At 33.1% G+C, this 15,342-nt stretch carries 7 protein-coding genes; 4 read left to right on the forward strand and 3 right to left on the reverse strand.

Annotated elements, in window-relative coordinates; genetic code table 11:
* A partial coding sequence (locus A9G34_RS06300; protein ID WP_141670325.1) for an integrase core domain-containing protein occupies positions 1-320 on the forward strand: 320 nt, incomplete at its 5' end.
* 157 nt (positions 321-477) lie between these two features.
* On the opposite strand, the gene A9G34_RS10600 is transcribed toward A9G34_RS06300, so the two are convergent.
* The gene (locus A9G34_RS10600) at positions 478-621 is read right to left on the reverse strand and encodes an integrase (RefSeq protein WP_141670363.1); all 144 of its coding nucleotides are present in this window, start codon (positions 619-621) and stop codon (positions 478-480) included.
* Positions 622-838: 217 nt separating this feature from the next.
* Here A9G34_RS10600 and mutS point away from each other — a divergent pair, with 217 nt between their 5' ends.
* Positions 839-3,397: a DNA mismatch repair protein MutS gene (gene mutS, locus A9G34_RS06305; RefSeq protein ID WP_065569220.1), complete on the forward strand. Its 2,559-nt coding sequence runs from the start codon at positions 839-841 to the stop codon at positions 3,395-3,397.
* 98 nt (positions 3,398-3,495) lie between these two features.
* Here mutS and dld read toward each other — a convergent pair whose 3' ends face one another.
* Positions 3,496-5,187 carry a D-lactate dehydrogenase gene (dld, locus tag A9G34_RS06310; protein ID WP_065569258.1) on the reverse strand — a complete coding sequence of 564 codons (1,692 nt, stop codon included), beginning with the start codon at positions 5,185-5,187 and terminating at the stop codon, positions 3,496-3,498.
* A gap of 369 nt (positions 5,188-5,556) precedes the next feature.
* Here dld and A9G34_RS06315 point away from each other — a divergent pair, with 369 nt between their 5' ends.
* Together A9G34_RS06315 and A9G34_RS06320 are read left to right on the forward strand one after the other, a co-directional pair.
* Complete coding sequence (locus A9G34_RS06315) at positions 5,557-6,972, forward strand: sodium:proton antiporter (protein WP_034943293.1); 1,416 nt, start codon at positions 5,557-5,559, stop codon at positions 6,970-6,972.
* A 378-nt stretch (positions 6,973-7,350) separates the two neighbouring features.
* Positions 7,351-10,824: an autotransporter outer membrane beta-barrel domain-containing protein gene (locus A9G34_RS06320; protein ID WP_065569221.1), complete on the forward strand. Its 3,474-nt coding sequence runs from the start codon at positions 7,351-7,353 to the stop codon at positions 10,822-10,824.
* 1,439 nt (positions 10,825-12,263) lie between these two features.
* Here the strand turns inward: A9G34_RS06320 and A9G34_RS06325 are convergent.
* Positions 12,264-14,861, reverse strand: a complete 2,598-nt coding sequence (locus A9G34_RS06325; RefSeq protein WP_065569222.1) for an autotransporter family protein — start codon at positions 14,859-14,861, stop codon at positions 12,264-12,266.
* Between the last annotated feature and the right edge of the window lie 481 nt (positions 14,862-15,342).

A 15,342-nucleotide genomic window follows, 5' to 3' on the forward strand; every position in this document is an offset into this window, starting at 1 on the left:
CTGAATATCATGGGTATCCATTAAAAATACGAGTAGATAATGGACCAGAATTCACCGGAAAAACCTTTATAAACTGGGCTAAATCACATGATATAGCCATTGATTATATAAAGCCCGGTAGCCCTTATCAAAATGGTTACATTGAACGATTTAACCGGACTTATCGAACTGAAGTGTTAGATTTATATCTTTTTAACAACCTAGCGCAAGCAAGGAGAATAACCGAAGAATGGCTAACCATTTATAATACCGAAAGACCGCATGAGGCATTAAATAACATGACACCGATTGAGTATAAAACACTAAAACAAGCAGCTTAATTTTCTACGTGAGTTGTGTACTAAGTTTGGGGCATTTACACATCCACTTTCTCGAATTTTTTTCAACTCTTGTAATTGTATACGAGCCTCAGCTAATTGCATTTGTGGAAAATAACCAATAGTCATTTCAACTAATTTACCATCAGTTCTTCGGTATCTATAATATAAACCGTTTTTTACCAGTTTTTGAACACTCAACTCTTAAACCACGATTTTCATTACAATCGGATAATACTTTACCATTCGGCTTTAGTTTTACTATAGCTTGATGTGATAATACCTTTTGATCACCATTTGCCATAAAATAGCCCTCTGCTATGAACTAATAATCAGTTATAATAAAAAGATGATAACTATTATGTTATAACTAAATTATAACATACCACTCATATTAGTTATACTTTTAGTTACACTAATGATTAAGAATCAGTGAGATTTTATGAGTTAAAATGATACTTAATGAGACCAATTTAATTTATCAACATATTGAAATATAAATAAAAAACACAAATAACACTATGAATGAAAATAAAAACTTCTCCGACCACACACCAATGATGCAACAATATCTCAAATTAAAAGCAGAAAATCCCGATATTTTGCTTTTTTATCGCATGGGTGATTTTTATGAGATGTTTTATGATGATGCCAAGCGTGCCTCGCAACTTTTAGATATTTCGCTCACAAAGCGTGGTTCGTCAAATGGTGAACCAATTCCTATGGCGGGAGTGCCTTATCATGCGGTTGAAAGTTATTTAGCAAAGTTAATTGCACTAGGTGAATCAGTTGCTATTTGTGAACAGATTGGCGATCCAGCTACTAGTAAAGGACCAGTAGAACGAAAAATTGTCCGTATTGTAACTCCCGGTACAGTAAGTGATGAGCTATTATTAGAAGATCGCAAAGACAATTTACTGGCATCAATTTGGCAATATAAAAATTATTACGGCTATGCCACACTCGATATCAGTTCAGGACGATTTTATATTTTTGAATGTGACAATTTCGAGGAAATGCAAGCCGAATTACAACGTACAAGTCCTGTCGAATTACTATATCCAGAAGAATTTCAATCCATGCCATTAATTGAAAATAACTCTGGATTGCGCCGTCGTCCACAATGGGACTTTGATCTTGAAACAGCAAAACAACAGCTTAATCTACAATTTGGCACTAATGATTTAATTGGATTTGGTGTGGAAGACTGTAATTATGCACTTTGTGCAGCTGGCTGTTTGTTACAATATGTTAAAGATACCCAACGCACTGCTCTACCTCATATACGTTCAATTGTCAAACAGTCGGCTTATGATTTTGTCGTGTTAGATGCCGCAACACGTCGTAATCTAGAAATCACCGAAAACCTATCTGGTGAAACTCAAAATACTGTAGTTGAAATACTTGATAAAACTCAAACACCAATGGGTAGCCGTATGCTTAAACGTTGGTTGCATTCACCAATTCGTAATCTGACTATATTACAAAATCGACAACAAGCTATTGGCGAATTGCAAAATTATATTAATGAAGTTAATCCATTATTAAAACAAATTGGTGATTTGGAACGTATTTTAGCAAGACTTGCATTACATACGGCTCGACCTCGTGATTTTGCTCGTTTACGTGATGCTTATAATTTATTACCACAACTACAAACACTACTAAGTGGTCTTACTTCACCTGCGTTAATTAACTTGCGTAAAAAAATAAATCAATTTGACCGTATAGCCGAAATATTAAATCAGGCTATTGTTGAAACACCGCCGGCAATTATTCGTGATGGTGGGGTTATTGCTACTGGTTATAATGCAGAACTAGACGAACTACGAAGTTTAGCGGATGGTGCAACCAATTATTTAGAACAGTTAGAAATCCGAGAACGTGAAACCTTAGGCATTGACACCCTAAAAGTAGGCTTTAACGCCGTACATGGTTACTACATCCAAATCAGCCGTGGGCAAAGCCATTTGGCACCAATTCATTATACTCGTCGTCAAACACTGAAAAATGTTGAGCGATATATCATCCCCGAACTTAAAGAGTACGAAGATAAAGTACTAACTTCCAAAGGACGAGCATTAGCACTCGAAAAGCAACTTTACGAACAGCTATTTGATCTATTAATGCCAGATCTAGCCACTATGCAAATCAGTGCTGAAGCCATTGCCGAACTTGATGTGCTTACCAACCTAGCGGAACGATCATTAACACTTAACTATCAAAAACCAACACTATCAACCGACTCAGGAATAGAAATTAAAGATGGCCGACATGTGGTGATTGAGCAAGTTTTACAAACACCATTTATTGCAAACTCGCTCTCATTATTACCAAGCAGACGTATGTTAATTATTACGGGTCCAAACATGGGCGGTAAAAGTACTTATATGCGTCAAACTGCTTTAATTGTATTACTGTCTTATATTGGTAGCTTTGTCCCTGCTTCAAAAGCAGTCATTGGACCTATTGATCGCATTTTTACACGTATTGGCGCTTCTGATGATTTGGCATCTGGACGCTCCACTTTTATGGTCGAAATGACCGAAACGGCTAACATTATGCACAATGCAACTCAACAAAGTTTAGTATTAATGGATGAAATTGGTCGAGGAACTTCAACATATGATGGGCTTTCATTAGCTTGGGCTTGTGCTGAAAATTTAGCAAATGAAATCAAATCAATGACGCTTTTTGCCACTCATTACTTTGAATTAACCCAATTACCCGAACATATGCAAGGTGTTTATAATATCCACTTTGATGCCATTGAACACGATAATACCGTTGCTTTTATCCACGAAGTATCTGAAGGCGCAGCGAGTAAAAGTTTTGGTATTGCTGTTGCTGGACTTGCCGGTGTGCCTAAGACAGTATTAAAGCGAGCTAAACAAAAATTGAAAGAGCTCGAGATTATTTCAAAACAAACGGCTAACAGTGGCGTTGCTCAATCTCAACTTTCTTTTATCAACGAACCTGAACCTTCGGAAGTTGAAGAAGCGTTAAAACAGATTGATCCTGATGCTTTAACACCAAAACAAGCATTAGAAATTTTATATCAATTAAAAAAGTTGGTGTGATCAAATAACTGCTAATTGTTCTATTGTGATGTTATTCTGAAAAAACCGCTAGATGTGATTTCGAGCGGTTGGTTTTAAGTATCTAGAATTTAAAAAAATTAAGCCCAATTTTTCTTCTTAGATGTTTTACCGATGCCCGGATTAAGGCTGTTTGTAGGATCAAGCTCTTGATAGAATTTTTTCAAATCCTCATTGGCATGATACAAATGCCCCACATTGTGCTCGGCTGGATATTGCGCACCACGCTGATCAAGCAATGCTAAAATCTCTTCTTTAACTTTATCGCAATCCACCCCTTTTTTAGCTATATAATCTTGATGAAATACATAACAGAAAAAATGCCCATAATACATTTTATAAATAAATTTCTGATCAATATTATCTGGTAGCGTCTCAAACCAATCGGTATCATTGCGTCGTAATGCAATATCTAATGCAACAATGTTTTCCACTGTTTTACTATGTACATTGCGATATGCCGTTGCAGCACCTGCTGCTGCAAAACGGTGTAACATTGCGGCTTCGGCTTCTTTTTCATCACATAAAAAGTAATTACCATTTTTATTTTGAAAATAATCTTTTAAAAAAGCCTCGGCTTCTGCAATCCCATCATCTGCCATTTTTAAAATAAGGTGATGTTCATAACGATCACGATAATCACGCATTGATTTTGGTAAATGATTTGGCAAAAATTTGCAAGCAAAGATAGAAAACCGATCCGAAAAATTCTTTGGAAAAAATGGAATTTTAGCGGTAACACGATCAACAAAGTTCTTAAACACAAACATGCGTGGCATCATATCTGTACCTAACTTTTTAATGGCTAAAAAGGTCGGTTTCCCATAAACTGCGGCAATATCAAAAGCCACGCGATGTATATATTCGCCCGACACAGGCAAGGTTTTAAATTGGCTTAAAATGTGGCGACGAATACCATTTAATTCATTAATATCATTTGTACCAATATAAAATACGGCTGATTTTTTCTCTAACGGAAATGTATCAAGGCGCACAGCAAATACCATTAATCTACCAGCACTACCTGATGCTTCATAATGACGAGCAGGATCAGCATTAAATCTAGCAGGAGTATCGGCATCTACTTCACGAACATGCTCACAATAATGGTGATCATGGCCTAAACCAGCATCATGTTTAATATCCTTATCAGTATAAGTATGATTTTGAAGATTCTGTAAAATTGTTTCTGGTTCATCACCCAATTCTATACCTAAATGATTAACTAAACGCAATTGCCCTTGCGCATCTAATTGAGCAAACACCGCCATTTGAGTATACGCAGGTCCACGCTGAATCAGTGCTCCACCCGAATTATTACATACACCCCCCATCACAGAAGCGCCAATGCAAGATGAACCTATAACCGAATGCGGACCTCGATGATATTTTTTTAATTCCTTTTCTAGACGAAAAAGTGTGCTACCTGGCAAGCAGACAACTTGTTCACCATTTTCTATCACTTTAATACTATCTAAGCGACGAGTACTAACAATAACAACAGGACGATCATAGCCATTACCATCAGGCGTTGAACCACCAGTTAATCCAGTATTTGCGGATTGTGTGATAACAATCACATCCGCTTCAACACACGCCTTTAACACCTGCCACTGTTCAACTAACGTTCCCGGCAAAACAACGGCCAATGCATCACCTTCACCAAAGCGAATACCTTGACGATAAGGTAATGTACGAGAAGAATCTGTTAAAGTATGTTTTTTACCTACAATACTTTGCAACTTTTCAACAAGCTTTTTTGTTGTATACATACTCATAGATATTTCCTTAAATCGCAAATGGATATTGACTCAATATTGCCTATACTATAACCATTTTAACTTATTAGAAAGTAATTCCGTTATCTTTAATTTTTAAGAAAGAACTAATCGCTTCCATATAGCAATTAAAACTTTTTAATAGTCGACAATTATTTGATAACAAATAGTTACTGTGTGAACTCATAACATGTTGAATATATAATAAAGGGTAGATAAATATAAAAAGCCTTTTATTGTTATAAATAACTGCATAATAATATTCATTAATTCATTATTAGGGTAATTTAAGAGATAAAAATCAGTACAAAGTTGTGATTATTTGCTATGATATTGTTAAATTAAGGAAAAATAATTAATCTAATGAAGCATTTTATTACTTTATCGCTAATACCAATATTGATATTCACACCATTTGATCTTTATGCTGATGATTTTAGCCAACATCATTTTTCATTAATTTGGTGCATTCCATTTGCTGGAACTTTAATTTCCATTGCTTTATTACCATTAATCACTCCGCGTATTTGGCATCATCATTATGGAAAAATCATTATTTTCTGGGTATTACTATTTATGATATCGGCTTTTTATTGTTTTGGATATCAAACCACGATAGAGATGATTACTCATGCAATATTAGCAGAATATATTCCTTTTATTTTATTACTAATGGCTTTGTTTACGGTTTCAGGTGGTATTTTCATTAAAAGTGAAATCATCAGTACACCAGAATTAAATGTTAGCTTGTTAGCAATCGGTACTTTATTAGCATCAATCATGGGGACAACAGGAGCAGCCATGGTAATGATACGCCCACTAATTAGAGCAAATCGTAATCGAAAACAAGCTGTTCATATTATTATCTTCTTTATCTTTTTAGTTGCTAATATAGGCGGAGGATTAACACCACTTGGTGATCCGCCATTGTTTATCGGATTTTTAAAAGGTATCGATTTTTTCTGGACTGTTAAAAATATGTTGTTACCCGTTTTGTTGAGTTCATTGTTATTGCTGACTATTTTTTATTTTATTGATCGCTACTATTTCCAATTACAATACAACAGTATTAAATTGATTACAATTATAAAAACAAATAAATCCATTAAGCTATATGGTATAAAAAATATCTTTTTATTAGCTATGATTATAACCATGGTTTTATTATCAGGACTTTGGCAAACCTCATTAGGGATAACTATTTTGGATACTCATCTTAGTTTATCTAGTCTTATAAGAGATATTTTTTTTATAATTATCACCATCACTTCTACATTCATTACTTCAAAATCAATTCGAGCTAGTAATGATTTTAATTGGGAACCAATTGTTGAAGTAGCTAAACTATTTCTCGGTATATTTATCACTATTGTACCAGTGCTTGCGATTTTAAGAGCAGGAAACAATGGTGCATTATCCTCACTTGTATCATTAGTCAATAACCAACAAGGTCAACCAATTAATAGTATGTATTTTTGGTTTTCAGGATTACTATCTAGTTTCTTAGACAATGCACCAACTTACCTGGTATTTTTTAACTTGGCATCGGGCAATGCGGTAACCTTGATGACTACACTTGAAAAAACCTTATTAGCCATATCAATAGGGTCAGTTTTTATGGGAGCACTTAGCTATATTGGCAATGCCCCAAACCTTATGGTTAAAAGTATTGCTATCCAAAATAAAATTAACATGCCTAGTTTTTTTGGCTACATGAAATGGTCCATTGGAATATTAACTCCAGTATTCGCAATCAACAACTTGTTATTTTTTTTATAACCAACAGTGGTATGAGTATCAGTGACACCACTTTTGGTATTACTTGCTTATGCAACCTAATAAAACTTTTATTTTATAAACAACTCACCTATGCCTAAAAATCACACACTCAAACATAAAAATAATATTTTTATATACATATGAAATAAATAACAATAAGATAGTCCACCTTTAACAGATAAATAACAATTTAATCAATTTATATACATATATTACGTTTTATTATCATTTAATGGTAAAAATCTAATTAATATCCTTTATTTTAATTAAAACAATTACTATCGTTAATTAATAATAATCAAAAATAACTGAGAACTTTTTTTAAATAAGTTCAAATAAAGTTAGATACAGAAGTAATTTTTATCTATAGGTGAGGATATGAACAAAGTTTACAAAATAGTCTGGCATACATCTAAGCGACAATGGGTTGTTGTTTCAGAGCTAGCAAAAAAGGGAAAAACTAAAAGCATCAAACTGTTAGCAGTAACTGCACTAGCTACTCTTTCTGCTAATACAATGGCTAGCCCATGTACTGCAAGCGATCCAACTAAGATCAATATTAGCGGTAGTAGCTGCGAGCTTAACGAAGATAGTTACACAGGAACAGAAACTAAAGGTAAAGACAATAAAGTAATTTCCGTTGATAACGGAGGAAAAGTTACCTTTAAACCAACTAGTGGTAAGGTAACAATTACTAGCCAAAACCAAAATCATGCATTAGTGATTGGTACAGCAGAGCCTTACCCTGGACAATCTCCTGTGAACAATCGACCAAGTTCTGGTGGGGTAATTACCGTGGATGGCGATTTAAGCATTAATGTTAGCGCTAAAACTATGCCGCCAGATGAGACAAAAAAACAATACCGACCAAGCAGTATCTTAATAGGCGATAATAGTGAATTAATTGTTAATGGAAAATTGAATATCAACCATTCAAATCATTGGGCTGATAAAAATGATCAAAACCAAGCAGAATATGGAACTGGAGCACCTATTGATGTATCTTTGGCTAATGCACACTCAGCAAAAATTATAGTAAAAGATGAAACAAATATAAAATCAGATGGTGATGGCATTCGAAATGGTTCAGAGCAAAATAATACCCAATTTGGTGGAGATCTTAATTTTAAAAAAGATGTAGAGATTGAAGCAAATTATATAGGCTTAAAAAATAGTGCAGGTAATATAATTTTTGATGAAAACCTCAACATCTCTATAGAAAGAGGGAAAGCAATAGTCCAAACTTCTGGCTTGATCCATGCTAAAGGTGATCTTAACTTAAAATCATCAATATTAGAAGGAAACTATAACTCCATGGATATTTATGGTGGCGAGATTAAAATTGATGGAACAACCAACATTGATTCACATGGTTCTGGAGATCAATGGTATGCTTCTGGTACATCATTATATGTTTCGGGTAATAGTAAGGTTACTTTTGGCTCAGAACTTAATGCAACTACACATGGTGAAGGTAAACCAGAGCATAAAAATGCTGGCATTGGTGACGTTATAAAAATACAAAATGAAGGAGAAGTTAGCTTAGCTACTAAAACGTTGTTTAATGCCGAAGGTTCTGGTAATGGTATAAATATGAGTCAAAAATCTAAATTGAACCTTAACCAAGAAACAATTATCAACACTAAAGAAGGCGATGGTATTAACATTGACGGTGGCACCATAAGCAGTGATAAAGCTAACCTATTAGCTATCACAACTAATGGTAAAGGTAACGCAATTAACATGAGAGATGGCATAGTTAACTTAGCTGCTAATACCACCCTTACCACTAATGATACTGGTCATGGTATTAAAATATCAAACGGCACCTTAAACTTGAATAAACAAACTACTATTCATGCAAACGATGGTAATGGTATTCATGTTGAAGGCGGAAACATCATCGCTGCTGAAGATTCACAATTAGACATTATCGCATCAGAAGCTAAAGCCATATACCTATCTGATGGAACTCTGATGTTAAAAGACACTAATATTACTAAAAATAATGCTGGAACAGCAATTGAATTGGCGGGTGGTACTCTATCTAATCTAGGTAAACTTACCTTCGAAAAAGCCGATGATAAAGCAGCTTTACATAGTACAGTTCAATTAGGTCAAATCGCTACATTTAATAATAGTGGTAGCCTAGATATCAGTAAGGTGAATAATATCGAAGCTATTATCCAGCATGATGGAACCGGTACATTGCAAATAAACAATACTAAAAATGGGATATTGGCCTCAGATAGCGGCAATATCTTCACTAATACCTCTACAGGCACCATTGTAGCTAATAATGCAGGGATCTTGTCTGGTAAAATTGAAACCAGTGATGGTATCATTAATCTAAATAATACTGGTGTTTGGGAAACGACTGAACATTCTAAGCTGACAAACGTGACTAATTCAGGTACTATTCATTTCAAACACTTACCATCGCTAGTCCGTAATACTAGTGAATTTTTTACTATTGATATTACAGGCGATTATGTCGGTCAAAATGGTGTAGTGAAAATGCATACTGTATGGAATGCGCCTAGTGGCGAAAGCGAAGCCAACTCCGAATCAGATGTTTTAAACATTGCCGGTACAGCCAAAGGTATTACTACTATTATTCCAGTATCTAATGATGGTACAGAAAAAATCATCGATGGTGATGTACAAGAAGTTGAAAAACTAATAAATACTATTCCAGTAGTCAATGTTGCTAATAGTGGAGCAGAAGTTGCTTTTATTGGTACAGCTCAAACTACAGGTGCAACAGAAGTTCAGTTAGCTAAACGTACTGTAGATAACCATGATGAATATTTCTGGACAACACAAATAAAATCGGATACTGGAAATGTAGCCGCCATGAATGCAAAATCGAATATAGCCATTTATGCAGATGCAGTTGCTGGTTATACGCTTATGCCTAGCGTTAACTTTGAACAAGGATTTTCAAGTTTGGCAAATCTAAGAGAACGCCGTGGTGATATCTATTGCTTAAATTGTGCTACAGATAATAATCAAAACACTTGGGCGCGTATTTTCGGTAAGCATCAGAAACAAGATGGAAAAACACGTTTAAATCTGAATACAAATATTTATGGTTTACAAATAGGACATGATTTCTTAGTTACACCGACTGGTAATAATGGCCTTAGCTTGCTAGGTGGCTACATATCTTATACAAGAGCCAACACTGATTTTTCAGATAGATACCATGCTAGAAATGGTATCGTTATCGGCAACAAAAAAACTGGTAAAGGTGAGTCTGATAGTTTTAGCTTAGGTATAACAAATACTTATTACTCTGGCACTGGCACTTATATTGACCTAGTGGGGCAATTATCTTACCTACGTAACAAATATAATGCTCAAACAGGAAAAAACCCTTCTACTCAAGATGGTTGGGGAGTAGCGCTTTCGGCTGAAACAGGTCATTCAATTCCATTGAATGACACCAATTGGTCTATTGAACCACAAGCACAACTTATTTACCAAATGGTAAAACTTAATAAATTTACCGACAGGGTTCGTCACGTTGATCAGAATAATCAAGATACTTTACGTGGTCGTGTTAGTTTAATGCTCTCTTATAATGAACTAGATAAAGAAGGTCAAAATACATCAGTGTATGCAATTGGTAATATTTGGCATGATTTTCTCAACCCAGATGAAGTAAAAATTGGTCGTGACAAAATAAGCGAGAAATTTAACAAAACTTGGGGGGAAATTGGTTTAGGTTTAAATATACCTGTTACCAATCAAAGTGAGCTTTATAGTGATATTCGCTACGAACATAATTTTAGTGGCAGTAAACGCCAAAGCTTCCGAGGTAACATTGGTCTGAAAATAAACTGGTAATTAAAATGAATAAATTCTGCCATATACTATTAACTAGTATCTATTTGGCAGAAAATACGACCTTCAATTACTTTATAACCAATTGAAATAAATTAATATTCTTAATAAAGAACTTGCTGATTAGCAAGTTCTTTAATCTAATAAATATTATTCCCTGCGTCCTATTCAAAATAGAAACATGAGTACAACTTAGAAAGTTTACTAAAATTATAGAGCATATTGATAAAATATTACTTACTAATGAATAAAATAAAAAATGTAAATTGAATATTTTTTATCTATCATTAAATTTATAAAAAGCTATACAATACTCTAGCTCACTAAAATTTTACTAATAATATACTGTTAGCAATATTAAATAATTATTTAATCGATATAAATTTTAATCTTTTTTAAATGAATATTAAGCTATATCTAAGATCAACTATCAATCAATGTAAAGAACTCCTCAAAAGTAGTGTTATCTATTTTTTAATGTTATTTAAATTAATTAGTCTTAATTTGTTGGTGTAGATGGCTGTTGATTTGAAATGATCTTAAAATATCCTAATTAAAGAATCTATTAGTGTTTTAACTAATTTATATGCTCTAATATTTTCTAAATTTATTGGCATAGCCAAATAAATTTAACTACTATTATTTAAAAATTAGTTATGATTATCCTGAAATTTTAATCTCAGAGATTTAGTAATTATTAAGAATAGTCAGTTTAATTCTGCATATTAGTTTATCTAATCTTATATGAAACAAAGTACTATAATATTATTACTTTTGTGTTAATTATCCAAAATCAATTAGAATAGAGAATGCGCTTGGATACCGATTATCACAGTTACTGTAATATTTATAAATCTATTTATTATCAGCGTGGTTATACTTGCTATTTTATCAGTAGACAGCGATGATAATGTCATACCATTAAAAGACAATAGGCACAATAAACCAATTATTGGCATTAATTTGCTGAATCATTTTTCAAGTTTTTGGATAATGCGCCAACTTATCTTATATTTTCTAATTTATCGTAAAACAAAATAAAATCTTTAATTTACAAATTTGAAAAAACTTATTGGTTATATCAGTAATGCACCTAACTTTAGGATCAAAGGCATTGTCCCACAAAACAACATTAACATGCTAAGTTTGTTTTGTTAGATGCAATGTTTATAACTATATTAATGCCATGTTTATTATTAATAATTAAGTATTTTTATACTATTTTAAATAATTTACTCTAATAAAAACAATCTTACAGTTATTTACCATAAGTTTATGTACTTATTGGTTAAGCATATTCGGATTTTATATGAAAAATTTCAAGATTAACTTAATGACTTTTTGACTGATTTATCGTTCATTCAAAATAAAACCACAAGATTTGTACACATTTTATTTATAAATGAGTGCAAATCTTGTGGTAAATATGCCAATTTAAATAATTACCAATTTATCATCACACCAAAGTTACCTGAGAAACTTTGACGCTTAGCACTACTAAAGCTATGTTCATAGCGGATATCACCATATAGACTTGTGTTTTGAGCTATAGGTAATTGCGTTCCAATACCAAATTCCCCCCAAGTTTTATTAAATTTTTCGCTTATTTTGTCATGACCAATATTAGTCTCGCCAGAACTCATAAAGTCATGCCATAGATTCCCAATTACATAAAAAGATTTATGTTGAGCCACTACACTAGCATCATTATAGGACAACATTACACCAAGGCGGCCACGCAAACCATCTTGACCATTTTGATCTATATGGCGAACACCATCATTAACTCTATTTAATTTAAGATATTGGTAAATCAACTGTGCTTGAGGTTCAATTGACCAATTAGCACCGTACAAATCAAAAGATTGTCCAACTTCCGCAGAAATTGCGGTTCCCCAACCACGTTGACTATCAGAATTATTACCATTTCGTGCATGATATTTGTTGTTCAAATAAGAGAGCTGACCAACTAAATCAATATAGCTACCACTATTTGTATAAAAAGTGCCAGTTATACCTAAGCCAAAGCTTTCAGATTTACCATCACCTGTTTTTTTATCTCGAATGATAATGCCATTTTTAGCATGATATTTATCTGAGAAGTCTGTATTTGCTTTACTATATGATAGATAAGCACCAAGTAAAAAAAGGTCATTATTACTGGTTTTATTTGCTAAAAAATCATGCCCAATTTGTAAACCATAAATATTTGTGTCGAGATTCAACCGTTCTTTTCCATCTTGTTTATGGTGTTTACCAAAGAAACGTCCCCATGTATGGCTATCATCATCTGAGCTACAATCATAACAAGAAAAACTTCCACGGCGTTCCCTTAAAGTCGCAATACTTGAATATCCTTGTTCTAAATTAATACGAGGCATTAAAGTATAGCCAGAAACGGGTTCTGCATAAATAAGTGTTCCAGATTTAGAATTTAAGTATGGATTGGAACCTAAATGAAGCCAATTATAATCAAATTGAGGAGTCATACCTGAGCTTATCCCCCCATTTGCACTTGGATCTTCAACAGCCATAACCCAGAAATATTCATCTCCAGTAGTTGTTATACGCTTTGCTAACTGAACTTCAATAGCACCAGTAGTTTTTGCTGTACCTTCAAATACTGCGTCATTACTACTATTAGCTACATAGACAACAGGGATAGTATTAATCACTTTTCCGACATATTTAACATCACCATCTATTATATTTTCTTTACCATTTTCTGATACTGGAATAATTTTGGTGTTTCCTGTTGCTGAGCCAGCAATTTTTAGTGTATCTGATAAAGAATTATCTCCATTTTCATTACCTGGCGCATTCCATACTGTATGCATTTTCACAACACCACTTTTACCTACATAATCGCCTTTAACATTAATTGTATAAAATTCATTTGGTGAATTATGCAAGAATTCAATAGTACCAGCATTAATGACATTATTTAAGTTGGATTGACCATTACTATGCCATACACCAGTATTATCAAGATCGATAATACCACTATTTGCATCCATTTTCCCTAAAAGTTTTCCTTTGTTATTAACTTGGATAGTACCATTTGATGTATTGCTAAATAGCAAACCTTTTTCGAAAGAAAGATCACCAGATTTACCATTATTAACAATTAATGTACCTGCTGATTGATGACTAAACATACTTTCAACATTAGCTGAATCTGATTTTATTGTGCCATTATTGTTAAATATTGTGCTATCCCCTTGAGAAACTGCAGACACAATCATAGAATCGTTAGTTAAAGAATCAATAGTTAAAACACCATTATTTGTTAATGTCCCTCGATCTAATTTAATAGCCATCCCTTTTGTTATAATCTGCGTATTTTTGTTTAATGTCAAAATACCATCACTTGTTCTACCATTATGGATCCCAATACCAGAGGTTTGATCATTTTCTATGATAAGATCACCATTAAATGTAAGGTTCCCACCATTACGTATAGCATCTGCTCCTGCTGTAGTTAGTTTGGTTGTGCCATTAATAACAGCGTTATTGGTGTTTTCTACGATTTCAATAGTTACACCACTAGCAGAATTTTTAGTTATTGATAAATCTCCTTTAATAAGTAAATTGCCGCTATCCCCCATATAAATACCACGAGAAGTTTTGACTCCAGCCTCAATTTGTAAGCTGCCTTCAAATATAGCTGAACCACCAGGAATGTTATTACCACCATTCCCCCCCCCTATTGCCAAAGAATGCGTACCATTTACTGCAGTATTATACATCTCAACTTTATTAGCTATAAATGTTGCTACGGTACCTTCACCTTCTATACGAACAATATTGCTACCTTTATATACATCATTAGAAAACGTACAATTAGATCCATTATTTGCAAAAACTCCCCTAATATTATTATCGGATGAACAATCAGCATAAGAAAAATAGGAAGTACCCATTAACGTGGCTAGTGCCAATATTTTTTTAACTTTTAATTTTTTATGATGTGATATTTCAGAAGTAATGCTACATCGCTGCGATGTTAAACTAGATATAACTTTATATTTTTTTTCCATTTTATTTATAAATCTCTTATAACTTAAAAAATTATTAGGTAAAACATAATATCCTTAATTATTTTTATCCCGCTTTTGTAGATTTAGGACTCTAATTTATTAAACATTTTTTCTGTATCGGTGCTTTATAACCCATTAACAGTTAATTTTTGTTTATTTCCTTTCATTCTAAATCATTTAATTTGCCTACTTTACATAACTCCTTTATTTGCTGTTCAGGCAATTTATTAAGTATTAATAATTGTTAGTTTTATTGTTCTCCTTACTGTTATACTTTTTATAGTTTTATTGGTTTGCATTTAATAACAAACTTTAAAAATTGTAAACAGTTGTAATTTTTGTGGATGCTTTAATTAAAAATAATAAAAACTAATTTTATACACTTAAATATACCAGCATAAAAAACGAAGATTTCAGTTTAAGCTCATCTAGAATGTTCGTGAAACCCAGCTAAGAGTTGATTTAGCAAGTAAAATTAAAA

The sequence above is a fragment of the Gilliamella sp. Choc4-2 genome (genome assembly GCF_001690355.1).
GTDB lineage: Bacteria > Pseudomonadota > Gammaproteobacteria > Enterobacterales > Orbaceae > Gilliamella > Gilliamella apicola_A.

Excerpts from the sequence above, each read along its gene's own strand:
- A9G34_RS10600 (WP_141670363.1), bottom strand. The coding sequence starts at position 621 with ATGGCAAATGGTGATCAAAAGGTATTATCACATCAAGCTATAGTAAAA.
- mutS (WP_065569220.1), top strand. The coding sequence starts at position 839 with ATGAATGAAAATAAAAACTTCTCCGACCACACACCAATGATGCAACAA.
- dld (WP_065569258.1), bottom strand. The coding sequence starts at position 5,187 with ATGTATACAACAAAAAAGCTTGTTGAAAAGTTGCAAAGTATTGTAGGT.
- A9G34_RS06315 (WP_034943293.1), top strand. The coding sequence starts at position 5,557 with ATGAAGCATTTTATTACTTTATCGCTAATACCAATATTGATATTCACA.
- A9G34_RS06320 (WP_065569221.1), top strand. The coding sequence starts at position 7,351 with ATGAACAAAGTTTACAAAATAGTCTGGCATACATCTAAGCGACAATGG.
- A9G34_RS06325 (WP_065569222.1), bottom strand. The coding sequence starts at position 14,861 with ATGGAAAAAAAATATAAAGTTATATCTAGTTTAACATCGCAGCGATGT.